This window comes from Arthrobacter sp. Edens01 (assembly GCF_001307035.1).
Taxonomy (GTDB): domain Bacteria; phylum Actinomycetota; class Actinomycetes; order Actinomycetales; family Micrococcaceae; genus Arthrobacter_B.
The window spans coordinates 71,141-93,774 of the sequence record NZ_LKIU01000003.1; the positions used below are offsets into that span (position 1 = coordinate 71,141).

Sequence of the window (22,634 nt, forward strand, 5' to 3'; positions counted from 1 at the left end):
CAGGTCAGGCGGCGGCGCGGATGCGGGACTCGACGCCGCTGACATGCACGGTCATCAGGGCGCGGGCCAGGTCCGGGTCCCCGGCTGCGATAGCTGCGGCGATGGCCGCGTGCTCGGCGAGGGTGGCGGATACGGCTTTGTCCTGCATCAGGCCGGTCCAGATGTGTCCGCGCAGGGTGCTGGCGGACAGGCCTTCCAGCAGGCCGTGCAGGTACGCGTTGCCGGAGGCCTTGGCGACCAAGGCGTGGAACGCAAGGTCGTGGGCGATGAGCTCCTCCACGGAGGAGTTCTCCTCCACAGACGCCACACAGCCCTGAAGCTCTTTGGCTGCGTCCCCGGTGATGCGGCGGGCGGCCAGCGACGCGGACCCCGGTTCGAGGATGCGCCGCACTTCCAGGAGTTCCGCGGCCGCCCTTTCCTGGTGCAGGTCCACCACAAATGACATGGTCTCCATCAGGATGGCCGGTTCAAGGCTGGTGACGTAGGTGCCGTCGCCCCGCCGGACGTCCAGTACACGGGCCAGTTCAAGGGCCTTGACCGCTTCGCGCAGCGAACTGCGGGAGAGTCCAAGGCGTTCACTGAGATCCTTCTCCGGAGGAATGCGGTCACCGGCCTTGAGCTCACCGCTGATGAGCATTGCCTTGATTTTGGTGATCGCCTCGTCCGTTACTGCCATGCACCAAGTCTAGTTCCGGCAAACCGTCCCCCCTCCCCGCAATCGAGATGGCAGAAACTGCCCGTTACGGGCCTCATACGGGCAGTTTCTGCCATCTCGATGCTTGGGGCCGGGGTTAGTCGCCGGTGAAGACCGCGGGGCGGCGCTCGGCGAAGGCCCTACCGGCTTCGGCGAAGTCACGACTGGGCAGGAACGCCGTATTCCATACCTGCACGTAATCCAGCCCGGACTGCGCCGCCGCCTCGCTGCCCTGGTTTAGAACCTGTTTGACGCCCTGCACCACCAGTGGCGGGTTCGCCGCGATCTGGGCGGCCAGCTCACGGCCGCGCGCAATGACGTCGTCCGCCAGCTCAGTGACCAGGCCCAGTTCAAATGCGCGGGCAGCGTCGAAATCCTCTCCGGTAAGCGCCAGGTGCCGGGTGGCGCCGGAGCCGATGATCCCCGGAAGCCGCTGCAGGGATCCGAGGTCCGCAACGATGCCCACACGGACCTCCCGGATGCTGAACCGCGCACCCGGAGCTGCGACGCGTACGTCCGCAGCGGTAATGACATCCACACCGCCGCCGATGCACCACCCCTCCACAGCAGCCACCACTGGTTTGCTGCAGCGGGCCACTGAACTCACGGCGTCCTGCAGGGCCTTGATCTGCCGCCGGAACCCCGCACGCAGGCGGGCATCCGTTCCTTGGGACTCCAGCAGGGGCCGGAACACCGGTTCCATGCCCGGAAGATCCAGGCCGTAGCTGAAATTGCCTCCCGAACCGTAGAGCAGGACTGCACTGACGCCTTCGTCGGCGTCCAGCTCTGCGAAAACTTCCGGAAGCTCAGCCCAGAAGTCAGGGCCCATCGCGTTGCCCTTCGACGGGCCTCGAAGCTTTACCTCAGCCACCGGTCCGTGGAGGCTGACCTGCAGTGAGCGGAGCGCGGAGTCAGAGTTCATGGATGTCCTTTGATGAAGGGGCCGGGCCATGCCGGCGCAGGGCCTGCGGGCCAATATACCGGGGCCCGAAGAAGCAGGGCCGTGAAAAAGCTAGGATCAAGGTATGGAGTTTGTGGTCATTGCCCTGTTCGTCGCTGCAATCGTGCTCGTGAACTTCCTGGTGGGCCGCGCCCAGAAGAAACGGGCAGCCCGTCCCGAGGCAGCCAAGGCCAAGGCGGCGGGCACCGGGAACCCCAAGGGAACCGGCCGCGCACCGGCCGGAACATCCCTGGAAGCGGCACGTGAAGCCGTGGCCCGGCTCGATGAGAAGGGTCATCAGCAGGTGTACGCGGCCATCGCCCAGGGGCAGCCGATCCGCGCCATTCAGCTCTATGCGCAGAGCACCGGGTGCGGGCTGCGCGCCGCCAGCGCTGCGGTGGCTTCAATGGCATCCCATCCCATCCCGTTCACGCGCCCGGAATCCCGTCAGCCGCAGCAGCCGAGCGGCGTCGACCCCGCTCCCTCCGAGGGCGCCGCTCCTCTGGAACCGGAGGCTGCAGAGACTGAAGCCCTGAAGCCTGAGACCGCGCCGGAGGTCCGCGATTCCGCAGAGCGCGACACTCCCGCCAAGGACACAGCACGCAGCGCAGCGGGAAGTCCGGGTGCAGAAGGCGCCGGGTCCGGCAAGGATAAGCCGCGCGGAACTGCGAAGGACAAAGAGCCCGCAGCCCCCGACGACGCCGAAATCAGCAAATGGGCGCAGAACCTGCGTCCCGAGGACTTCTAGCCGAGCTTTCGCGCCCGCTGGTTCCGGCCGTCCAAGCCATAGGGGTAGTTGCCCACGGCCGGAGCGCTGGCATGATTCAGCCGCTGGATCTCCGCCGGGGTTAGTTCCAGCTGCGCTGCCTGCAGGTTGCCCTCCAGCTGGTCCGGAGTCCGGGCACCCAGGATTACTGAGGTCACACCGGGACGCCCGGCAAGCCACGCGAGGGAGACCTCGGCTGGAGAAGCACCGTGGGACGCTGCGATCTGCTGTACGGCGTCCAGGACCTCCCAGGTCTGCGGGTTGGAACTGCGCAGGTCCCACCCCTGGAACTGCCGTGCCGGATTCTCACCAACGCGGGTGTTGCCGGAGGGGACGGTTTCGCGGTGGTATTTGCCCGTCAGCCAGCCCCCGGCCAAAGGCGACCAGGGAAGCAGCCCGAGTCCGGCGTCGAGTGCTGCCGGCACGATTTCGGATTCGATTTCGCGCTCCAGCAGGTTGTACTGAGGCTGAAGCGTCACTGGTGCCGGCCAGTTGTGCAGCTTGGCCATCCAGACCGCCTTGGTCAGCTGCCAGCCGGTGAAGTTGGAGAAGCCGTAGTAGCTGATCAGTCCGGAGCTGACGGCGTCCTGGAGGAAGCCGAGGCTCTCTTCCAGCGGGGTCAGGGGGTCCCAGGAGTGCAGCTGGTACAGGTCGATGTGGTCAACGCCGAGCCGGCGCAGCGAGGCTTCCAGTGCGCGGCGCAGATGACGGCGGGAGTTCCCGGCGTCGTTGGTGTCCTGCCCGGTGGGGAAGCGGGCCTTGGTGGCCAGCACCACGGTGTTGCGGGCGGTCTGGTTTGAATGCAGCCATTTGCCGACGATTTCTTCCGAGGCACCTTCGTTGTAGATGTCCGCGGTGTCGATGAAGTTGCCGCCGGCGGCCAGATAGTCGTCCAGCATCCGATGGGAGGTCTTTTCATCGGTCTCATTGCCGAACGTCATGGTGCCCAGCGCATAGTTGCTCACGGCTGTTCCGCTGTTGCCCAGCAGGCGCATCTCCATGGGTATTTCCTTCCGTCCGGCGTGCAGTGTGCTGCGCCCCAGCCTATGCCTCTTCCTGCGGGCTGGAACAGGGCGATGGCCGGGCAGCGGAAGAGCGGGCTGCCTAAGTCAGATAGTTGTCGATCAGATAGTCAGCGATTGCGAGGGACGACGTCGCCGCAGGTGAGGGGGCGTTGCGCAGCAGCGTGACCGGCCCGTTCTGGTCTACGGCGAAGTCATCCAGAAGTGATCCGTCCCGTCCCCACGCCTGGGCGCGGACCCCGGCGGCAGTCTTGGCAGTGAGGTCGGAGGGTTTCAGCTCCGGAATGAACCGGCGGGCGCGGGAGAAGTAGACGGGTTTCAGCAGTGATTCACCCACGGAGTCGAGGCCCATCTTCCAGTAGCGCTTCGCCAGTGGAAGCGCGCCGGGCCAGCGCAGCGACTCGAGGGTGTCGCGGACGGAGACTTTGCCCCAGCTGTAGCCCTCGCGGGCCAGGGCAGGAACTGCGTTGGGGCCCACATGCACGTCGTCATAGACCCCGCGGGTGAAATGCACGCCCAGAAAGGGAAAGGCCGGATCAGGGACCGGATAGATCATGCCGTTGACAAGGTGGTTCCTTTTGGGGCTGAGCTCCCAGTATTCGCCGCGGAACGGCAGGATTTTGGGTGAAGGATCGGCGCCGGCCAGCCTTGCCACGACGTCGGACTGCAGGCCTGCACAGGCGATCACATGGTCGAAGACCTGCTCGGAGACCGCTGTTTGAACGCGGACCCGGGCGCCTTCCATGCGGAGTCCGGTCACTTCCTGTCCCAGCAGGATGGTGCCGCCGGAGGCACGCACGTCCTGGGCCATGGCTTCGGTAATCGCTGCGTAATCCACGACGGCGGTGTGCGGGGAATGAACGGCAGCAACGCCTGCCACATGGGGCTCGATTTCGCGCAGCTTCGCCGGGTCATCAATCCTGGCGAGCCCGGGAACGCCGCTGGCGAGGGAACGCGACTCGATGTCCACCAGGGCCGGCAGGTCCGCCTCATCCACGGCCACCACGAGCTTGCCCACCTCACGGTAGGGCAGGGATTTCTCCAGGCAGTAGTCTCGGATGCGCTGCCTGCCCTCGGCGCAGAGCTGTGCCTTCAGCGAACCGGGCCTGTAGTACAGACCGGCGTGGACAACTCCGGAATTGTGGCCGGTCTGATGGGCGGCCAGCCGGGCTTCCTTCTCGAAGACAGTGACTTCTCCCAGACCGCGCAGGGCCAGTGCCCGGGCCACGGCGATTCCCACGATGCCTCCGCCAATAACGGCGAACCGGTTCACGTTCAAATGACTGCCTCCCCGCTGCCTGTCCTGTGGAGAGTGTAGAGGGTGGGCTAAATGCCCAGCACTGCGGACGCGATGAGGAAGTAGATGATCAGCCCCGTGGCGTCGACGAAAGTGGAAATGAACGGGTTGGAGAACACGGCCGGATCGACTTTCAGGGCCTTACCCAGAAGCGGCATGAGCCCTCCGGCAGCGGCGGCCATGGTGCACACGCCCAGCAGGGTCAGGCCCACCACGGTGCCCAGCGGCACGGTGAAGATAACGGACGTTATGGCGAACCCCAGCCCGCCGAGCAGTAAGCCAAGCACCGCACCCACTCGGACCTCGCGCGCAACGACCTTGGCAACGTCCCGCGGCCGCACGTCTCCCAGGGCGAGTGCCCTGGTGATGGTGGTGGCGGCCTGGTTTCCGGTATTGCCTCCGGTGCCGATCAGCAGCGGAATGAACAGTGACAACGCCACCTGCTCGGCCAGGGTGGCTTCAAAGGTATCCATTACCTGGACGGTGAGGGTGGCTCCGAGGGCCAGGACCAGCAACCACACGACACGGGCGCGCACAATGGCCCGGACTGGAGTCGCCAGGTAAGGCCGCCGCAGGGGCTCAGTCCCGCCCGAACGTGCGGAGTCCTCGCTTTCGGCCGATTCCAGGATCCGGAGGGCGTCATCCACCGTGAGGATTCCGACCAGCCGGTTTTCGGAATCAACCACGGGCAGCACCAGCACCTTGGCATCAGCGCAGTACCGCGCAGCCTCTTCGGCGTTCAGGGTGGCGGGGACTGACAGCGGGGCCTTCATCAGGTCCGCTACCGGGTCGGAGTCCGCGGCGCGGAGCAGGTCCCGGAGGGAAACTACGCCCAGCAGGTGCCGTCTGCCGTCGGTCACGGGGATGGTGTAGACGCTTTCCGCGTCGTCGAGCTGTGACCGGACCCGGGCCAGGGACTCGGCGGCCGTCCTGTCCGGGCTGGTGGTGACGAACTGTGGGCTCATGTAGCGGCCCACTGCGCCGCGCGGGTACCCCAGGACTGCGGTGGTGAGCGCCCGGTCCTTCTCGTTGAGCCCCAGAATCAGGCGGTTGGCCACTCCCGCCGGCAATTCATCCAGCAGCGCCACCCGGTCATCCGGGCTGAGCGCGGTGAAGACCTCCGCCACCTGGGCATCCTTCAGTCCGGCCAGGAGGTCTGCCTGGACCGGTGCGTCGAAACGCTCGAAAACTTCCATGGCCCGCCCCTTCGAGAGTGTCCGGTACGCCACCGCGCGGTCAATGGTATTGAGGCGTTCGAGCTGTTCCAGGGTTTCGGAGACGTCCAGTGGCTGGAGAACCCGGGCAATCCCGGTCAGGCTGCCGCTGCTGAGGGCATGGGCCAGCAGTTCGGCGGTTGCGTCGAATGAAAGATTGGGGGACTTGATCATGATCCGCTTCCCTACGGTGGGCGCACTGCAACGGCGCGGAAGAACCGCGGAGCAGTGATCGGGTGTGGTGGGGCTTTGGCAAATGCCGCAGCCGCGCGGACCCGGGCCGGTTAGGGAAGCAGGGGTTGGTTTCCCTTCGAACAGGGAGGAACCGGCGTGGCCCTTAGGGGCGGATGTTCAGGAGAGCTTCCCTGAAACGCTGGCGAGGTCCGCGCGCTGCGGAGATCGACTATTTCCGTCGTCCATGCGTGCGGTTCACCTCCTGCGGTTCAGGAAAAGCTCGGATATGGAAACACCCCGGTCCGAAGACCGGGGTGTCCTTGATGTCTCAACATCACAACGCGGAGACGGGGGGATTTGAACCCCCGGTGGGCTTTAGGCCCACACTTCATTAGCAGTGAAGCCCATTCGGCCGCTCTGGCACGTCTCCAATTGCCCTGGCAAACTCACGCTGCCAGCCTGTCAAGACTACCCATAACGGGGTGCTTTCAGCAAAACAGGTTCAGGACAACCTGCCGGTCAGCGCTTCCCAGAGGAACTCGTAGGACATAGCGTGCATGCGGGCGGACTGGCGGTTGTCCGCAGCGCCCGCGTGGCCGCCCTCGAGTGCCTCGTGGAACCAGACCCGGTCCACGCCCAGTGCCTTCATCCGGGCCGCCATTTTGCGGGCCTGGACCGGGCCCACCCGGTCATCGCTCGTAGCGGTCCAGATTAGCGCCGGCGGGTACTGCACGCCTTCACGCAGCAGATGGTACGGGGAGAAGGTCTTGATGAACTCCCACTGTTCCGGATCATCAGGGTCTCCGTATTCGGCAATCCAGGACGCGCCCGCGGAGAGCTTGGTGTACCGGCGCATGTCCAGGAGCGGAACACCGCAGGACACGGCGCCGAAGAGCTCCGGATAGAGGGTAAGCATGTTGCCCACCAGCAGGCCGCCGTTGCTGCGGCCGGTGCAGCCAAGGTGTTCGCGGGAGGTGACGCCCCGTGCCGTGAGGTCCCGGGCAACTGCCGCGAAGTCCTCATAGGCCCGGTGCCGGTTCTGCTGCAGTGCTGCGCGGTGCCAGTCCGGCCCGTATTCTCCGCCGCCGCGGATGTTGGCCAGCACGTAGACACCGCGGCGCAGGGTTCCGGAGCCGTCGGTGTAGCTGCGCTCAAGCCAGCCGCGTCCAACAACGCCTGAGTAGGCGGGGGTGAGGGCCTGTTCGAACCCGCCGTAACCCGAGAGGACTGTGGGGTTGCCGCCGTCGAGCACCATGTCCTTGTGTCCCACCTGGAAGTACGGCACCCGGGTGCCGTCCTCCGACACAGCGAAGTGCTGCTCAACCGTGCAGCCGGAGGCATCGAAGAACGACGGCGATGCCTTGACCGGGGAGGCCGGCGACCCCGGCTGGCCGAGGGTTCCGCGCGAGAGTGTGGACGGTGTGGTGAATCCGGTGCTGACCAGCCAGTAGTCGTTGCCGGCCTGCTCGTCCTCGTCGTCCACCGCGTAGGCGTCCACGGAGTGCAGGGGAGGGCAGGCGTCGAGTTCCGAGGCCTGCCAGTCAGCAGCCGGGTCCAGGACCTGGATTTCGGAGGAGACGTCACGCAGCAGGTTCAGCAGCAGATAGTCCCGGGTCCAGCTCCACGATTGCAGGGACACGGTGGGCTCGGGGGTGAAGAGCGTACGAAGGTTCCGGCTGCCGGCCAGGAAGTCCTCCAGGTCCGCTGCGAGCAGGGAGCCTGCCTTGTGCAGGGTTTCGCCAACCAGCCAGTCGGTGCGCGGGCGCATCACCAGCCACTGCCGGTGCAGGTCCACGTTCACGTCCAGCGGCACATCGATCCGGGCCCAGTCCCCGTCCTTCCGGAGGTAGGTGATGCTGTCATAGAAGTCGATGATGTCCACGGCCAGGTCCCGCTCGAACCCCGGCGTCTGGTCATGGTGGACATAGCCCATCATGTGGTCCTCGGGGACCTCGAAGTACAGCTGGGCGTCCACGGGTCCCTGTCCGCGGTGCAGGACGCGGACAGTGCGCGGATAGGAGGAGGCAGTCATGCTGCCGGGACCGTAATCCGTGGCCACATAGAGGGTGTCCGGGCCGGCCCAGGAAACCTGTGTTTTCGCCACGGGCAGGTCGAAGCCGCCCGGCACGAAGGTGCGGTCGACGACGTCGTACTCCCGGTAGCGGGAGGCATCCCCGCCGTCGGGCGAGAGAATCACGAGGGCGCGGCGGTAGGAGACACCGTCTTCCGGACGAAGGAAGCGTGCGCCGCCCCAGACCCACTCGGTATCATCTTCAGCGCTCAGCGCATCGAGGTCCAGAAGGGTCTCCCACTGAGTTTCCGGAGCCGTGTAGCCCTCCCATGAGGTACGGCGCCAGATGCCCCTGGGGTGTTCGGCGTCCCGCCAGAAGTTGTAGTACCAGTCCCCGCGTTTCACGACCATGGGAATCCGGTCGGTGGAGTCAAGGACTTCCAGCAGGCGCTCTTCGGTCCGGGCGAATCCGGTGGCGGAGAGCAGGGCTTCCGTCTCGGAGTTCCTGGCCCGGACCCAGTCCAGCTGCCTGTCTCCGTAGATGTCCTCCAGCCAGAGGAACTCGTCTTCGCTGTCCTGCGGGGTTTCTGCGCTCGCGGTACTCATGTGCCCATCCTAGGGGCGGATGGTGACACAGGGCTCCGCGGGTGCCACGGTTGAATGGCCTGCGCGCCTGCAGGCGTTCCGGCGGGCATGATGGACTCCATGCCGTTCCCGGTGCGAGAAAGGACCCACATGTCTCTTGTTAGCCGCCGGCGCCGCAGCTCCGAGGTCCGGGCATGACGCTGCTGATTCTTGACCTGGCCGGGGTCTTCTTCTTCGCGGTCTCCGGATCCCTGCTGGCGGCCCGGCGAAACTTCGACATTGTTGGCTCGCTGATGCTCGGATCCCTGGTCGGACTCGGCGGCGGAGTGGTGCGGGACCTGATCATTGGACAGGGCGTCCCCCAGGCCTTCACGAATCCGGTGTACCTGGCCCCGCCTGTGCTGGCCGCCCTGCTTGTTTTTGTCCACGCGCTGGGAGTCCAGCGTTACCGGCGCACGCTGCTGGTCTTCGACGCCGCCGGCCTGGCTCTCTTCTGCGTTACCGGAACACAGACTGCACTCGCCGCCGGACTGCCCCCCGTGTCTGCCGCCCTCCTGGGGGTCACGACGGCGGTGGGCGGAGGCCTGCTGCGCGACGTGGTTGCCAACGAAGTACCGCAGGTGTTCAACCCCAACGGCGTCTACGCCATCCCTGCCCTTCTTGGGGCTGGCCTGGTGTCCTTCTTCTCAGCCTTGGGCGTCTATAACGCGGTTGTGGGCATGTCGGTGGCGGGGCTGGTCTTCACCCTGCGGATCCTTTCGCTGCGATACGGCTGGCGGATACCGCTGGCAGGCCGCACCGCTGCCGTTGCTGACGAGTCCTAGCCTCGGTTCTGCTCTGGTGAGAAGTCCACGACGACGGCGGCCAGCTTGTGGGGGAGCGTGCTAACGAGCCCACGGGCCCTTCCCTCCCGGGGCGAAAGGAAACCCTGCCTGCCGGCAGGCAGCCAGAGGGCGGCCGCCGGAAAGAAGCCCGGAAATCCTGTTGACCCCTGGCTACTCAGTGTTACTATCTACTGGTAGTCAGTATTACTAGGTAGCTGGAGGTCCGTTGGGCAAGCAGGCAACAGAGATGCTCAAGGGTGTCCTGGAAGGAATCGTCCTGGCGCTTCTTAGCCGCCGGCCTGCCCACGGATACGAAATCACCGGATGGCTGCGGGACCAGGGGTTTAACGACATCGCCGAGGGGACCATTTATGCCCTCCTCATCCGGATCGAGCAGCGAGGACTCGTCGATGTGGAGAAGGTGCCGTCCGAAAAGGGTCCGCCCCGGAAGGTCTACGCCATCAATACAGCGGGACGGGACTATCTCAACGAGTTCTGGAGGACATGGAGCTTCCTCGCGGAACGTCTGGAACAGCTCCACCAAGGAGAGCGGTGACCATGTTGATTGAGAAGATAGTCGGCGACTTCGGAGACAAGCGCCGGTGGAGACAGTACAAAGCAAGGGTCAAGGGACTTCCTGGGCCTTACCGGGCCTCGGCTGAAGCCCTTGAACGCTACCTGATCTACTTCGGCGCCCTCAGTGACGGCAGCACCATGATGACAATGCTCGAAGACCTGGCCGACCTCTTCGAACGTGCTTCGGTGGATGGAACGTCCATCCGGTCCGTGGTGGGAGATGATCCGGTGGAGTTCGCCGAAACCTTCCTGCGGAACTACTCCGACGGCCAGTGGATCAGTAGGGAACGCCAGCGGCTCATCAAGGCCATCGACGCGGCGGAGGAAGACGACGACGGCGGGGAGGGGTCGTGACTGCCCGGCTGGACGGGCGCCCCGCGGTCCGGGTAACCGGTCTCAAAAAGTCCTTTCGGGAGCTGGACGTGCTGCGCGGTGTGGATTTCGACGTCGCGCCGGGGAGCATCTTCGCCCTGCTTGGTTCCAACGGGGCTGGCAAAACGACCGTGGTCCGGATCCTTTCCACCTTGCTGAAGGCTGACGCCGGAACGGCTCTGGTTGACGGCTTTGACGTTGCCGCCGAGGCAGCCGAGGTACGCCAGGCGATCAGCCTCACAGGGCAGTTCGCAGCGGTGGATGAGGTTCTGAGCGGACGGGAAAATTTGGTGCTCGTAGCCCAGCTGCGGCGGGTAAAGGAGCCGGGACGGACCGCCGATGCACTGCTGGAGCAATTCGGGCTGAGCGAGTCAGGCGGGCGCAGGGCCGGGACCTATTCCGGCGGAATGCGCAGGCGCCTGGACATCGCGATGAGCCTGATCGGCAATCCGCCGGTCATTGTCCTCGACGAACCCACCACCGGCCTGGACCCGCAGGGACGGCTGGAGGTGTGGGCGATGATCAGGCAGCTCGCCGGACAGGGAACCAGCGTCCTGCTCACTACCCAGTATTTGGACGAAGCCGAGCAGCTGGCAGACCGTATTGCCATCCTGCACCAGGGAAAGATCATCGCCAACGGGACCCTCGCCGAGCTGAAACAGCTTATGCCGCCGGCAACGGCCGAGTACGTCGAAAAGCAGCCAACCCTTGAGGAAGTGTTCCTCGCCATCATAGGGAGCGGGGCGGGCACCCCTTCCCGGGACACCGGAACCCCGCCCGAGCATCAGCAGCAGGGGGAAAAGCCATGAACACAACCACAACGCACTTCTATGGCAACACCGCTGTTCTGACCAGGCGGTCGCTGCGGCACATCCTGCGCAGTCCGGACACCATCATCACCACGGCTGTCATGCCCGTGGCGATCATGGTGATGTTTGTGTACGTGCTCGGTGGGGCGATCAACACCGGTCCCTATGAATACATCGACTACATGCTGCCGGGCATCCTGCTGATCACGGTTGCCTCGGGGATTGCCTACACGGCTTTCCGGCTCTTCACGGACCTGCAGAGCGGGGTTTTCGAACGCTTCCAGTCCATGCCCATTGCCCGGTCGAGCAGTCTGTGGGCGCATGTCCTGACGTCCCTGGCAGCGAACCTCATGTCCCTGGCCCTCGTGGTGGGTGTGGCACTGCTGCTTGGCTTCCGCACCGGCGCGGGACCGGGGGCATGGCTGGCCGTGGCCGGCATGCTGCTGCTCTTCACCCTGGCCCTGACCTGGGTTGCCGTAGTGGCCGGACTGTCAGCCAAAACGGTGGAGGGCGCAAGTGCGTTTTCCTATCCCCTGATCTTCCTGCCGTTTATCAGCTCGGCCTTCGTTCCCACCGACACCATGCCCGGGCCGGTGCGCTGGTTCGCGGAGAACCAGCCGGTGACCTCGATCGTCAACTCGATCCGGGCCCTGTTCACCCAGCAGTCCGTAGGGGCCGATCTCTGGCTCGCCCTCGCCTGGTGTCTCGGCATCATGGTGGTTGCCTACGCCCTTGCTATCTCCACGTACAAGCGAAGGGTCAGCTAGGTGCTGAATCCCGTATGGCTGGTTGGCGTAGCGTCGCGCCTGCTTGGACGCGAACTCTCGCTGCTTAGGGAGCTCGGCGCGGGCCAGCATGCCGTGACGGTTTTGGTTTCCGACGGTCTTACAGAGCTGGTTGTCCGCGGCTTCCCGCGAGCAGATCCTGCGGTGGGCCATGAGCTGCCCGTCCTGGACCGGATTGCCCCGCTGTGGGAGCTGGTTCCCCGTCTTGTTGTGCACGGGCATGAAGAAGGCTATCCCGTTATTGTGACAACGGCCTTGCCGGGTTCCACCCCAGCCCCGGACCTCCCGCTTGATGCTGTTGCCAAGCAGATGGCGTCCGCTTTGGCGAGGATCCACTCACTGGATGGTCAGGGGCTGCGTGAAGACCACCCTGCCCCGGCGGCTGGGGAATCAGCCATCGCAGTGCAGGCCCGGAACGAGCTAAAAACGCTGGATCTCAGTGAACGCGTTTTAACGCACCATGACTTCTGGTGCGGTAACGCCGTCTGGCAGGGGGATGTCCTGACCGGCGTCGTTGACTGGTCCGGTGCCAGGCATGCGCCCAGGGGCCTCGATATTGCGTGGTGCAGGCAGGACCTCATCCTTCTGGGTTCCACCGAGGCAGCACAGACGTTCCTCGGCGAGTACCGCAGACTGAGCGGGCTGGAAGTCTCCGACATCGCCGCCTGGGACGTCCTGGCCGCGGCGCAGGCGCACCCGGTCGTGGAAACCTGGGCACCGAATTACCACGGCATTGGCAGGCTGGACATTACCCCCGGGGTCCTGAGGCAGCGCCTGGACCGTTGGATCGCCGACATCTCCGCTCTGAAACCGTCGGGCGGTAACTAACGTCCTGTTTCAGTGCAGCTAGCCGGCAGCAAAGAAATCGTGCTCCCAGCGGACCGAGGCAACAAACGCCTCCTGTGCAGCGTCCCGCGCAGTGCCGCCCACCGCCAGCACGCCTTCGAGGATTCCGATGGCGCGGACGGTAGCTGCCGCAAACCCGGGATCCGCATACGTCTGAAGCCATTCCCGGTACGGATGCTGCGCGTGGTTCGGCGACTGCAGCCGGGCTCCCACATCCGCGTAGATCCAGAAGCAGGGCAGCACGGCGCCTACCAGCCGCGCGTACTCCAGTTCACCGTCCGGCAGTCGGTCCGGTCCCAGCAGATGGTCCAGGTAACCCCGGGTCACCGGTCCCGGAACCAGGCCTCCGGCGGGATCCGCCGGAACCTGCCGGACACCGGAACCGCTGCCGGAACCGCCGCTGTCCGGTGAGTTGCCGCGGCGCTCAGCATTGGCAGTGAGCCAGCTGCGGTGCAGGTCCAGTTCAGCTTCCAGGGCGCCGCTGGCGCTTTCTGCCCAGAACAGCTGCTCTTGGAGCGTGGGTGCCAGTTCGCTGGCGCGGGCCAGTGCGCGGGCATATCCCCTGAGATAGATCGCATCCTGAGCCAGGTACCGCCCGAAGACTGTCTGATCCAGCGTCCCGTCGCCCAGTCCGCGCACAAAGGCCAGGCCGTCAATGCGCTCCCGCAGGGCGGCGGTCCGGGACCAGAGCGCAGCGGTGAGCTTGCCGGCCGGTGGAACATCGGATCCTGTCGGCGCAGGCAGCGGTGCGAGTCCCCGCTGCCAGAGTCCGGCAAAGTGGTTCACCGGACCGTGCCCGGTTCCCACCTCCAGCAAATCCGCGGTTTCGAGGGCTTCCTGCAGCCAGGCTTTCGCGCCCTCCAGCGCGTGTGCCCAGTTCCCGGTCCGGGCGAACAGGGTAGCCAGCGCGGCAGAGAGCGAGCAGCCGGTGCCGTGGGTGTTCTTGGTGTCTACCCGCACGGAACTGAACTCTGAAATCGTGAATCCGCGCTCGCCGTCGGGCATTACCAGCGCATCCGGTGCCGTGGTTCCAGCCAGGTGCCCGCCCTTGACCAGCACGGCCGTGTCATAGGTGCCGGCGAGGCGGCGTCCCTGCTCCAACGCCTTCTCCCAGTCCTGAGCCGGTTCTACTTTCAGCAGGGCAGCCAGCTCCGGCAGGTTGGGCGTCACCAGGTCCACGTGATGCAACAGCGCGCGAAGGGCATCTTCGGCATCGGGGCTGAGCAGGCGGTCACCGCTGCTGGCCACCATCACCGGATCCAGCACTACTGCCGGGGGCCGGACGTCCGCCAGCCAGGAACCCACCGTCCGGGCGACCTCGGCGCCGCCGAGCATGCCGATTTTCACCGCATCGATAATCACGTCGTCGCTCGCCGCTTCCAGCTGTTCGCGGAGGAAGCCGACCGGCGGGGTGTGCACGGCACGGACCCCGTGAGTGTTCTGCGCAACCAGTGCCGTGACCACAGCCATGCCGTATCCGCCGTTAGCAGCGATCGACTTCAGATCGGCCTGGATTCCGGCCCCACCCGTGGGATCCGTTCCGGCGATGCTCAGGATCCGAGGGACGTCCCGGACGCTCAGCTCTCCCATGCCGCCACCAGTTCCTCGGCGCTGCGGCGCGGATCGGCAGCGGTGCAAATAGCGGAAACGACGGCGGCGCCGGACGCTCCGGCGGCCTGCAGGCCCCGAATGTCGGACAGCCCGATCCCGCCGATTGCCACGCACGGGACCGGAGCCGCAGAAGCAAAGGACCGGAACCCGTCCACGCCCAGCGGGGCAGGATGATCCGGCTTGGTGCTGGTGGGATGGATGACTCCGGCACCGAGATAGTCCACCGTTCCCGGTGCCAGGTCCCGCACGGCGTCGAGGTGGGCGGGACTGTTGGCGGTGAGGCCTACGACGGCGCCGGGGCCCACCAGCGAGCGGACGGAGTCGACGGGCAGGTCGCTTTGGCCAACGTGGACTCCGTGCACCCGGGCGCCGGCTGCCCGGGCGGCGAGGTAAATGTCCACCCGGTCATCGACGAGCACCAGGGCGCGGTCACCGACGGCGTCGGCGACGGCCAGCACCTGGGCGTAGAACTCCGCGGCGGAGGCGTGCTTTTCCCGGACCTGCACGGTGCGCACCCCTCCGGCGACGGCGGCGGCGGCAACAGCGGCAACGCCCCGGTCCCCGCACTGCGCCGCATCAGTGACCAGATAGATGCCCGTGTTCCTGGCCAGGGCCCGGGGCCGCCGGAGCAGTTCGGACTGCACGCCGGCGCTCATGCCGCCACCAGCAGGTTCTCGATGTCTTCGGCGGAGAGTGCCGCCAGGGCGTCCAGGAATGCCGGGGCAAAAGACCCCGGTCCTGCCGACACGGCTGCAGCCTGCTGCGCGGCGATCGTGTAGGCGGCGGTGGCTGCCGCCGTGGCAGTGAGGTCGCCGCCTTCGTCCGCGGCGGCGAGGAACGCGGCCGTCACGGCGCCGAGGGCGCAGCCCCCGCCGGTCACCTTGGTCAGCAGCGCGCTGCCATTGCTGATCCGCAGGGTTGATTCACCGTCCGTGATGACGTCAGTGGGCCCGGAGACCGCCACGACGCAGCCGTGTTTCGCCGCCAGGAGTTCAGCTGCCGGAAGGGCATCCTCCGGATTGTCGGTGGCGTCCACGCCCCGTCCGCCCGCGCCCAGTCCGGCCAGGGCCATGACCTCGGAAGCGTTGGCCCGGACCACCGTGGGACGCATCGCCAGCAGCTCTGCGGCCAGCGCCGTGCGGACCGGGAGGCTGCCGACAGCCACGGGGTCCAGGACCCACGGCGTGCCGGCATCGTTTGCAGCTGTGGCGGCCTCCAGCATGGCCATGCGCTGCTCGGCATGCGGGGTGCCCAGATTGATCAGCACCCCGGACGCGATGCGGGCAAAAGGTCCGGCTTCACCCGGAATGTCCGTCATGGCCGGGGCTGCCCCCAGGGCCAGCAGCACGTTGGCGGTGAAGTTGGTGACCACTGTGTTGGTCAGGCACTGCACCAGCGGCGGCTCGCTGCGGACGCGGGAAAGGTGGGTGGATACAGAAAATGGTGTCAGGCCAATAGTCATCGGCGACATCCCTTCGCTAGTTCTAACTAGATCAGGTTCGACGGGTCTCATCTCAGCCTTGCGGCACCCCGTGTCACTACAGCTGACTCTACGAAGTCAGCGGGCAAATGGCCAGCCGGGACGGACTAGGCGTCGTCCATGGCCGCGCAGGGATTTAGGCCCGACGCCGGCTGGTGGGCCTGGCTGGCCAGCCGGTGCAGAAGGACGCGGAGCAGCTCCGATTCGGAGGGCTCAAGCCCGGCGAGGAAGTCCGCCTCGGCAGCGGCAACCCGTTCCTCGCAGGACGCCAGGCGTGCGCGGCCGGCCTTGGTAGCGACCACTTTGCGGGCCCGGCGGTCCGCAGGATCGGGGATGCGTTCTACGTCCCCGGCTTCCGCGAGTGCGTCGATCAAGTAGGTCAGCACAGTACGGTCGATGCCAAGATGGGCGCCCAGGGCCTGCTGGTTCGGGGGATCGAGGCGCACGACTGTAGAGAGTACCTGGAAGCCGCGCAGTCCACCTGCCGCACCTTCCAGGGCTGCTTCTACACGGGACTGGTAACAGCCGGCCAGTATGGAGAGATCCCAGCCCAGGGCGCCGGGGGTAATCGTCGTACTGCCTATAGTCATGGGTTTGATGGTAACCCCGTCATGTGGCGGCATAGATATTCTCGGGAGCATATGTTCTGCGTGTGCACCTAACCCGCTTCAGTGCTGGAACCGGTAGCCCATGCCGTGCTCAGTCAGGAAATGAACGGGATGCGCAGGGTCCGGCTCAAGCTTGCGGCGCAGCTGTGCCATGTATAGACGGAGATACCCGGCGTCGGTTGTCTTCGGTCCCCAGATCTCGGTGAGCAGCTGCGCCTGCGTGACGAGGCGGCCGGGCTGCCGCAGCAGGGCAGCGAGCAGATGCCATTCGGTTGGCGTAAGCCGGACCACGCCGCCGTCGCCGATCCGCGAGACACGGCGGGCTGCCAGATCTACGCGGACGTTTCCGAAACTGACAGCGGGGCTCTCCTGAGCCGGACCCGTCCTGCGTTTGAGGGCACGGATACGAGCCAGAAGCTCTTCGGCGGAGAAGGGTTTGGTGACGTAGTCATCCGCGCCCAGGTCCAGTGCCCGTACCTTCTCCGCAGAATCTGAGCGCCCGGAAATCACCAGGATTGGCATGGTGCTCCAGCCGCGTACAGCTTCGATCACTTCCATGCCGCTAAGCCCAGGCATTCCAAGATCCAGGACCAGGAGGTCGGGATGCGAGTCCACGGCCCGCCGCACTGCTGCTTCGCCGTCCTGGGCCACCGCCACCTCGTAGCCGTACACAGCCAGGGTGATCTTCAGGGCACGAAGGATCTGGACGTCGTCGTCGGCGAGCAGGATCCTCACAGTGCCGCCGCTGATTCAGTGCGCCCGAAGGCGACAGCGGCGGGCAGGCTGAGCACCATGGTCAGTCCTCCGCCGGGTGTCTTCTCGATCTCCACAGTCCCGCCCATTCCTTCCATGAATCCCTTCGCGACGGCCAGCCCCAGCCCCAGCCCGGTTTCGTTATCCGTGTCTCCCAGCCGCTGGAAGGGTACGAACATATCTTCGCCGCGTTCCGGGGAGATTCCCGGTCCGCAGTCTATGACCCGTAGTTCAACTCTCCCGCCGAACTCGCTGGCGGTGAGCAGCACCTTGGCATCCGGCGGGGAGAAGCGGACGGCGTTTGCCAGGACGTTCACCAGCACCCGCTGAAGCAGGACCGCATCCCCGAGCACGGGAGGCAGGCCTGGTGCCAGGTCCAGCTCAACCTCGCCTGGCCCGAGCCGCAGTTCCTCAAGCGCGGGCAGCACGGCGTCCGCTGTCTCCAGCGGTGCGAGCGAGACGGCCAGCGCTCCGGCCTGCAGCCGACTGACGTCCAGGAGGCTCGTCACCAGTTCAGAGAGGCCGTTCAGCGACTCCTCCGCAGTGGCGAGCAGTTCCTGGCGGTCCTGTTCGCTCCAGTCCACGTCATCAGCGCGCAGGCCGGTCACAGCCGCAGTGGCCGCAGTCAGCGGACGGCGCAGGTCATGCCCCACGGCCGCCAGCAGGGCTGTACGGACCCGGTCGGCGGCAGCCAGGGGTCCGATGCCTTCGGCTTTGGCGGACAGGGTCCGGTGATCCAGGGCGGCTGCCAGCTGAGCGGCAGTAACCTCGAGCAGGCGAAGGTCAGCCGGCTCGGGACTGCGGCCGTAGAGTTCCAGGACCGCTTCGCCCACCTCAAGCCGGTGTTCCGGCAATCCGGGCGGAATGCTGCCGGACACGGCGAGGTCGGCATCAGCGGTCCGCAACCGGGCGGCGTCGAGGTTGAAGGCCTCCCGCACCCGGCCCACCAGCGCTTCCACCGCGTCCTCACCGCGCAGGACGTTGCCTGCGACGGCAGCCAGGAGGTCGGATTCAGATGCCGCCCGGCGGGCAGAACGGGAACGCCGTGCCGCACGGTCCACCACGAAACTGACCAGCATCGCGTTGGCGGCATAAAGCACCAGCGCAAACAGGTGCAGCGGCTCGGCAACCGTCACTGTATGGAGCGGCTGGATGAAGAAGTAGTCCAGGGTCACCCCGGAAAGCAGTGCAGCGAACAGTGCCGGCCAGATGCCTCCTGCCAGCGCCACGAGGATCACCAGCAGCTGGTAGGCCAGCACATCGCTGGTAATAGATTCCGGGGTGCTGATGCCAACCAGCAGCCAGGTGAGCAGCGGCCCGCCAGCCAGTGCCAGGCCAAAGCCGGCCAGCCGCCGTCGGGGGCTGAGGGCACCGCCCAGGCGTGGAAGCCCCCGGTGGCTTGCTGCGGCGCCGTGATTAACGATGTGCACGTCAATGTCCCCCGAGAGCCGGATGACGGTGGCGCCGATGCCTGGTCCGCCGAACAGCGCCTTCAGCCTGGGGCGGCGGCTGACGCCGATGACCAGCTGAGTCGCGTTGGCGGACCGGGCGAATTCAACCAGGGATCCGGGGATGTCTGAACCAACTACCTGATGGAAGGTGCCGCCGAGCTTCTCCACCAGCGCCCGCTGCACGGCCAGTTCACCGGGATGGCTTTCCCGCAGCCCGTCCGGGTTGGTTACGTGCACCGCCAGCAGCTCTCCGCCCGCGGACCGTGCAGCAATCCGTGCGCCGCGCCGGAGCAGGGTCTGTCCCTCCGGGCCGCCGGTGAGCGCAACCACCACGCGCTCGCGGGCCTCCCATTTGCTGCGGATGCCCTTTTCATTCCGATACCGGTTCAGCGCGCTGTCCACTTCATCGGCCAGCCAGAGCAGGGCCAGTTCACGAAGGGCGGTGAGGTTGCCGACGCGGAAGTAGTTCGACAGCGCAGCGTCAATCCGGGCAGCCGGGTAGATGATTCCCTCTGACAGCCGGGCGCGCAGCAGTTCCGGGGCAATGTCCACGAGTTCAATCTGGCCGGCTGCACGGAGAACATCATCCGGAACCGTTTCGCGCTGCACGGTCCCGGTAATGCCTTCCACCACGTCGTTGAGCGAATCGATGTGCTGGATGTTCACCGTGGACAGGACATTGATACCTGCGGCCAGAAGTGCTTCCACGTCCTGCCAGCGCTTGGAATGAGCCAGCCCGGGTGCGTTGGTATGGGCCAGCTCGTCCACCAGGGCGTAGTCCGGGCACCGGGCCAGCACGGCGTCCAGGTCCAGCTCCTCCAGCTCGAGTCCACGGTGTTCCAGCGTCACCCGCGGCACCTCTTCCAGACCGCGGGCGGCTGCGGCGGTGGCCTCCCGGCCGTGCGTTTCCACCAGCGCCACCACCACGTCCCGCCCTTCGCTTCGCAGGCGGTGGCCTTCCTCCAGCATTGTGCAGGTCTTCCCGACCCCCGGGGCCGCGCCCAGGAAGACCCGGAGCTCTCCTCGTTTCATTGCCTAAGTGTCCAGCTCCAGCAGCGCGATGTTCAGTTCCAACACGTTTACGGTTGGCTCGCCCAGGATTCCTGCCGTGCGGCCGGCTACCGCATCGTCCACCAGTGCACGCACGTCCGGTTCGGGCAGCCCCCGCGCCTCCGCCACGCGCGGCACCTGGAGGTAGGCGTACTCCGGGCTGATGTGCGGGTCCAGGCCCGAGGCGGAGGCTGTAAGCGCATCAGCGGGAACGTCTTCGGCGGGGACTGATTCAAGGGCAGCAACGGCCTGGCGGCGCTCCTCGATTTGGGCTGCCAGTTCCGGGCTGGAAGGCCCCAGGTTGCTGCCCCCGGAGGCAGCGCCGTCGTAAGTTCCCGGCCGGGACTGGAACCACTCCGGCAGGGCAGCGCCCGCACCGTCAGTGAAGGACTGGCCGAGCAGGGCTGAGCCGGCCGCGGCGCCGTCGACGGTCACCGGGGAGCCGTTGGCGCGGTGGGGGAGAGCGGCCTGGGCCGCGGCAGTGGCGAGCGCCGGGTAGCCGATGCCAAGGAGCAGGGTGAAGACCGCCAGGGCTTTGGCGGCTACGGCGAGCTGCCGGGCCGTGGAACGAAGCGTGGTCATGTTCAGTCCTTTGGTTCTAGAAGCCGGGAAGCAGGGAGACGGCGAGGTCGATCAGTTTGATGCCCAGGAACGGGGCCACCACGCCGCCCACGCCGAAGACCAGCAGGTTGCGGTTGAGGACGGCGGCGGCACCGGTGGCCCGGTACTTTACTCCGCGCAGGGCGAGCGGGATCAGCGCCAGGATGACGACGGCGTTGAAGACGAGTGCGGACAGAATCGCGGAGGCAGGCGAATGAAGGTTCATGACGTTCAGGACCTCCAGCCCCGGGAACAGGCCCACGAACATTGCCGGAATGATCGCGAAGTACTTGGCGACGTCGTTGGCGATCGAGAACGTGGTCAGGGCACCGCGGGTGATGAGCAGCTGCTTGCCGATCCGGACGATATCGATCAGCTTGGTGGGGTCCGAATCCAGGTCCACCATGTTTCCGGCTTCCTTCGCCGCGGAGGTTCCCGTGTTCATTGCGACACCGACGTCCGCCTGGGCCAGGGCCGGGGCGTCATTGGTGCCGTCCCCGGTCATCGCTACCAGCCGTCCGCCATCCTGCTCACGGCGAATCAGGGCGATCTTGTCTTCCGGAGTGGCTTCAGCAAGATAATCATCAACCCCGGCTTCCGCAGCGATCGCCTTGGCAGTGCGCGGGTTGTCTCCGGTGACCATCACCGTGCGGATGCCCATCCGGCGCAGTTCGGCGAAGCGCTCCTTCAGGCCCTGTTTCACCACGTCCTTCAGGTAGACGACGCCGAGAATCCGGGACACGCCTGCGGTGTCCCGTTCCGCGACCACCAGCGGGGTGCCGCCGGCAGCGGAAACCGTGTCTACCCGGTAGGTGAGGTCGGCCAGGACGGAGACCTCAACTCCGTCGCTTTCCGCGGCCCAGTCGATGACCGCCGAGCCGGCGCCTTTGCGGATGCTGGACCCGTCCGCGAAGTCCAGTCCGCTCATGCGGGTCTGCGCAGTGAACGGAATACCTTCGGCGTCCGCAGGAGCCGTGGCAACGACTCCGCGGGAGGCCGCCAGATCAACAATGGAGCGGCCTTCCGGCGTGGGGTCGAGCGCCGAAGACAATGCTGCGGTGCGGATAAGTTCCTCCGCGTCCGCTCCGGCCACGGGGATGAACTCGGCCGCCTGCCGGTTCCCGTAGGTGATGGTGCCGGTCTTATCGAGCAGCAGGGTGGTCACGTCGCCCGCGGCTTCGACGGCGCGGCCGGACATGGCCAGCACGTTGTGCTGCACCAGGCGGTCCATTCCCGCGATGCCGATGGCAGAGAGCAGGGCGCCGATCGTCGTTGGAATCAGGCAGACCAGCAAGGCGGTCAGAACCGGAATGCTGATGGTGGCGCCGGCGTATGAGGCCATCGGGTTTAGCGTCAGCACCACCAGCAGGAAGACCAGGGTGAGGGTGGAGAGCAGGATGTCCAGGGCCACCTCGTTGGGCGTTTTCCGCCGCTTGGCGCCTTCCACCAGTCCGATCATCCGGTCCACGAACGTTTCTCCCGGACGGCTGGTGATGCGGACAATGATCCGGTCCGAGAGCACGCGGGTGCCTCCAGTGACTGCCGACCGGTCGCCGCCGGATTCGCGCACTACCGGGGCGGATTCTCCGGTGATCGCGGACTCATCCACGGCAGCAATGCCGTGGATGATGTCCCCGTCGCCGGGGATCACTTCCCCCGCGCTTACAATCACGACGTCGTCCAGCCGCAGGTCGGCTGAGGCAACGTCCTCCACGGGGCCGAGCGCGGCGGGATCGGACTGAGGATCATAACCGCGGATTCGTCTGGCGGCAGTGGTGCTGCGGGTGGCCCTCAGGGCAGCTGCCTGTGCCTTGCCGCGGCCTTCAGCAACTGCCTCGGCGAGGTTGGCGAAGAGGACGGTCAGCCAAAGCCAGAGGGCGACCAGCCAGGTGAACCCCTCCGGCACGGATGACCCGCCGGAGCTGGGGGAGACGCCGGTAAAGGACTCCGACACCGCCACGGTGGTGATGAGGACCGCTCCGGCCTCCACGATGAACATGACCGGGGTGCGCCACATGCGGCGCGGGTCGAGTTTGCGCAGGGCCAGCGGGAAGGCCGCGGCGGCCTGGCGCCAGGAGAAGCCTGCTGCGGCTGCCGGCCGCGGGGCAATGGGCGCCTTTGCGCTCCCGGGTTGGGGGCGGCGGTGTTTGGTGATGATGGACATGG

21 protein-coding genes, 1 tRNA gene and 1 riboswitch are annotated in these 22,634 nt (G+C 66.3%); of the genes, 7 read left to right on the forward strand and 15 right to left on the reverse strand.

Annotated elements, in window-relative coordinates; all coding sequences use genetic code 11:
• Nucleotides 1-4: 4 nt before the first annotated feature.
• Entirely contained in the window at nt 5-676 is a 672-nt protein-coding gene (locus AO716_RS04775) for a FadR/GntR family transcriptional regulator (RefSeq protein WP_055239828.1), read from the reverse strand.
• Nucleotides 677-791: 115 nt separating this feature from the next.
• The gene (locus tag AO716_RS04780; RefSeq protein WP_152969862.1) at nt 792-1,616 is read right to left on the reverse strand and encodes a crotonase/enoyl-CoA hydratase family protein; all 825 of its coding nucleotides are present in this window, start codon (nt 1,614-1,616) and stop codon (nt 792-794) included.
• A 103-nt stretch (nt 1,617-1,719) separates the two neighbouring features.
• Between AO716_RS04780 and AO716_RS04785 the strand changes: the two genes are divergently transcribed.
• Nucleotides 1,720-2,382, forward strand: coding sequence for a hypothetical protein (locus tag AO716_RS04785; RefSeq protein WP_055239830.1), 663 nt, complete (start codon nt 1,720-1,722; stop codon nt 2,380-2,382).
• Here the strand turns inward: AO716_RS04785 and AO716_RS04790 are convergent.
• The 5 genes from AO716_RS04790 to AO716_RS04810 form a co-directional block, all read right to left on the reverse strand.
• Nucleotides 2,379-3,401, reverse strand: a complete 1,023-nt coding sequence (locus AO716_RS04790; RefSeq protein WP_055239831.1) for an aldo/keto reductase — start codon at nt 3,399-3,401, stop codon at nt 2,379-2,381. The two genes, AO716_RS04785 and AO716_RS04790, sit on opposite strands and share 4 nt — an antisense overlap.
• Nucleotides 3,402-3,504: 103 nt before the next feature.
• Nucleotides 3,505-4,695 (reverse strand): L-2-hydroxyglutarate oxidase, encoded by a 1,191-nt coding sequence (gene lhgO, locus AO716_RS04795; RefSeq protein ID WP_235472000.1) that lies wholly within the window; start codon nt 4,693-4,695, stop codon nt 3,505-3,507.
• Nucleotides 4,696-4,748: 53 nt separating this feature from the next.
• On the reverse strand, nt 4,749-6,107 hold the full coding sequence (mgtE, locus tag AO716_RS04800; protein ID WP_055239833.1) for a magnesium transporter: 1,359 nt from the start codon (nt 6,105-6,107) through the stop codon (nt 4,749-4,751).
• 342 nt (nt 6,108-6,449) lie between these two features.
• Nucleotides 6,450-6,537 (reverse strand) — tRNA-Ser (locus AO716_RS04805).
• 72 nt (nt 6,538-6,609) lie between these two features.
• Nucleotides 6,610-8,724, reverse strand: a complete 2,115-nt coding sequence (locus AO716_RS04810) for a prolyl oligopeptidase family serine peptidase (protein WP_055239834.1) — start codon at nt 8,722-8,724, stop codon at nt 6,610-6,612.
• 173 nt (nt 8,725-8,897) lie between these two features.
• On the opposite strand from AO716_RS04810, the gene AO716_RS04815 reads away from it, so the two are divergent.
• The 6 genes from AO716_RS04815 (at nt 8,898) to AO716_RS04840 (ending at nt 12,897) form a co-directional block, all read left to right on the forward strand.
• Nucleotides 8,898-9,527, forward strand: a complete 630-nt coding sequence (locus AO716_RS04815) for a trimeric intracellular cation channel family protein (RefSeq protein WP_055239835.1) — start codon at nt 8,898-8,900, stop codon at nt 9,525-9,527.
• Nucleotides 9,528-9,753: 226 nt separating this feature from the next.
• Nucleotides 9,754-10,083, forward strand: coding sequence for a PadR family transcriptional regulator (locus AO716_RS04820; RefSeq protein WP_055239836.1), 330 nt, complete (start codon nt 9,754-9,756; stop codon nt 10,081-10,083).
• 2 nt (nt 10,084-10,085) lie between these two features.
• Nucleotides 10,086-10,457: a DUF1048 domain-containing protein gene (locus tag AO716_RS04825; protein ID WP_055239837.1), complete on the forward strand. Its 372-nt coding sequence runs from the start codon at nt 10,086-10,088 to the stop codon at nt 10,455-10,457.
• Entirely contained in the window at nt 10,454-11,284 is an 831-nt protein-coding gene (locus AO716_RS04830; protein WP_055239838.1) for an ABC transporter ATP-binding protein, read from the forward strand. Before AO716_RS04825 ends, AO716_RS04830 begins: the two co-directional genes overlap by 4 nt.
• Nucleotides 11,281-12,051, forward strand: a complete 771-nt coding sequence (locus AO716_RS04835) for an ABC transporter permease (RefSeq protein ID WP_055239839.1) — start codon at nt 11,281-11,283, stop codon at nt 12,049-12,051. The genes AO716_RS04830 and AO716_RS04835 overlap by 4 nt, the downstream gene beginning before the upstream one ends.
• Nucleotides 12,052-12,897, forward strand: coding sequence for a phosphotransferase family protein (locus AO716_RS04840; protein WP_235471998.1), 846 nt, complete (start codon nt 12,052-12,054; stop codon nt 12,895-12,897).
• 18 nt (nt 12,898-12,915) lie between these two features.
• On the opposite strand, the gene AO716_RS04845 is transcribed toward AO716_RS04840, so the two are convergent.
• The 8 genes from AO716_RS04845 to kdpB form a co-directional block, all read right to left on the reverse strand.
• Nucleotides 12,916-14,505, reverse strand: coding sequence for a bifunctional hydroxymethylpyrimidine kinase/phosphomethylpyrimidine kinase (locus AO716_RS04845; protein WP_055239840.1), 1,590 nt, complete (start codon nt 14,503-14,505; stop codon nt 12,916-12,918).
• Nucleotides 14,493-15,182, reverse strand: coding sequence for a thiamine phosphate synthase (gene thiE / locus AO716_RS17185; RefSeq protein ID WP_152969863.1), 690 nt, complete (start codon nt 15,180-15,182; stop codon nt 14,493-14,495). Before thiE ends, AO716_RS04845 begins: the two co-directional genes overlap by 13 nt.
• On the reverse strand, nt 15,179-15,988 hold the full coding sequence (gene thiM, locus AO716_RS04855) for a hydroxyethylthiazole kinase (protein ID WP_055239841.1): 810 nt from the start codon (nt 15,986-15,988) through the stop codon (nt 15,179-15,181). The genes thiE and thiM overlap by 4 nt, the downstream gene beginning before the upstream one ends.
• A riboswitch (TPP riboswitch) is annotated at nt 15,980-16,069 on the reverse strand. (Overlaps the previous gene by 9 nt.)
• Before the next feature lie 44 nt (nt 16,070-16,113).
• The gene (locus AO716_RS04860; protein WP_055239863.1) at nt 16,114-16,596 is read right to left on the reverse strand and encodes a MarR family winged helix-turn-helix transcriptional regulator; all 483 of its coding nucleotides are present in this window, start codon (nt 16,594-16,596) and stop codon (nt 16,114-16,116) included.
• A 78-nt stretch (nt 16,597-16,674) separates the two neighbouring features.
• Nucleotides 16,675-17,349: a response regulator gene (locus tag AO716_RS04865; protein ID WP_055239842.1), complete on the reverse strand. Its 675-nt coding sequence runs from the start codon at nt 17,347-17,349 to the stop codon at nt 16,675-16,677.
• Nucleotides 17,346-19,850, reverse strand: coding sequence for an ATP-binding protein (locus tag AO716_RS04870; RefSeq protein ID WP_055239843.1), 2,505 nt, complete (start codon nt 19,848-19,850; stop codon nt 17,346-17,348). Before AO716_RS04870 ends, AO716_RS04865 begins: the two co-directional genes overlap by 4 nt.
• 3 nt (nt 19,851-19,853) lie before the next feature.
• Nucleotides 19,854-20,450 carry a potassium-transporting ATPase subunit KdpC gene (kdpC, locus tag AO716_RS17190; RefSeq protein WP_055239844.1) on the reverse strand — a complete coding sequence of 199 codons (597 nt, stop codon included), beginning with the start codon at nt 20,448-20,450 and terminating at the stop codon, nt 19,854-19,856.
• Nucleotides 20,451-20,466: 16 nt separating this feature from the next.
• Complete coding sequence (gene kdpB, locus AO716_RS04880) at nt 20,467-22,632, reverse strand: potassium-transporting ATPase subunit KdpB (RefSeq protein WP_082413332.1); 2,166 nt, start codon at nt 22,630-22,632, stop codon at nt 20,467-20,469.
• Nucleotides 22,633-22,634: the final 2 nt, after the last annotated feature.

Coding starts and splice junctions, on each gene's coding strand:
- AO716_RS04775 (WP_055239828.1), bottom strand. CDS start 676: ATGGCAGTAACGGACGAGGCGATCACCAAAATCAAGGCAATGCTCATC.
- AO716_RS04780 (WP_152969862.1), bottom strand. CDS start 1,616: ATGAACTCTGACTCCGCGCTCCGCTCACTGCAGGTCAGCCTCCACGGA.
- AO716_RS04785 (WP_055239830.1), top strand. CDS start 1,720: ATGGAGTTTGTGGTCATTGCCCTGTTCGTCGCTGCAATCGTGCTCGTG.
- AO716_RS04790 (WP_055239831.1), bottom strand. CDS start 3,401: ATGGAGATGCGCCTGCTGGGCAACAGCGGAACAGCCGTGAGCAACTAT.
- mgtE (WP_055239833.1), bottom strand. CDS start 6,107: ATGATCAAGTCCCCCAATCTTTCATTCGACGCAACCGCCGAACTGCTG.
- AO716_RS04810 (WP_055239834.1), bottom strand. CDS start 8,724: ATGAGTACCGCGAGCGCAGAAACCCCGCAGGACAGCGAAGACGAGTTC.
- AO716_RS04815 (WP_055239835.1), top strand. CDS start 8,898: ATGACGCTGCTGATTCTTGACCTGGCCGGGGTCTTCTTCTTCGCGGTC.
- AO716_RS04825 (WP_055239837.1), top strand. CDS start 10,086: ATGTTGATTGAGAAGATAGTCGGCGACTTCGGAGACAAGCGCCGGTGG.
- AO716_RS04835 (WP_055239839.1), top strand. CDS start 11,281: ATGAACACAACCACAACGCACTTCTATGGCAACACCGCTGTTCTGACC.
- AO716_RS04845 (WP_055239840.1), bottom strand. CDS start 14,505: ATGGGAGAGCTGAGCGTCCGGGACGTCCCTCGGATCCTGAGCATCGCC.
- thiE (WP_152969863.1), bottom strand. CDS start 15,182: ATGAGCGCCGGCGTGCAGTCCGAACTGCTCCGGCGGCCCCGGGCCCTG.
- thiM (WP_055239841.1), bottom strand. CDS start 15,988: ATGACTATTGGCCTGACACCATTTTCTGTATCCACCCACCTTTCCCGC.
- AO716_RS04860 (WP_055239863.1), bottom strand. CDS start 16,596: ATGACTATAGGCAGTACGACGATTACCCCCGGCGCCCTGGGCTGGGAT.
- AO716_RS04870 (WP_055239843.1), bottom strand. CDS start 19,850: ATGAAACGAGGAGAGCTCCGGGTCTTCCTGGGCGCGGCCCCGGGGGTC.
- kdpC (WP_055239844.1), bottom strand. CDS start 20,450: ATGACCACGCTTCGTTCCACGGCCCGGCAGCTCGCCGTAGCCGCCAAA.
- kdpB (WP_082413332.1), bottom strand. CDS start 22,632: ATGTCCATCATCACCAAACACCGCCGCCCCCAACCCGGGAGCGCAAAG.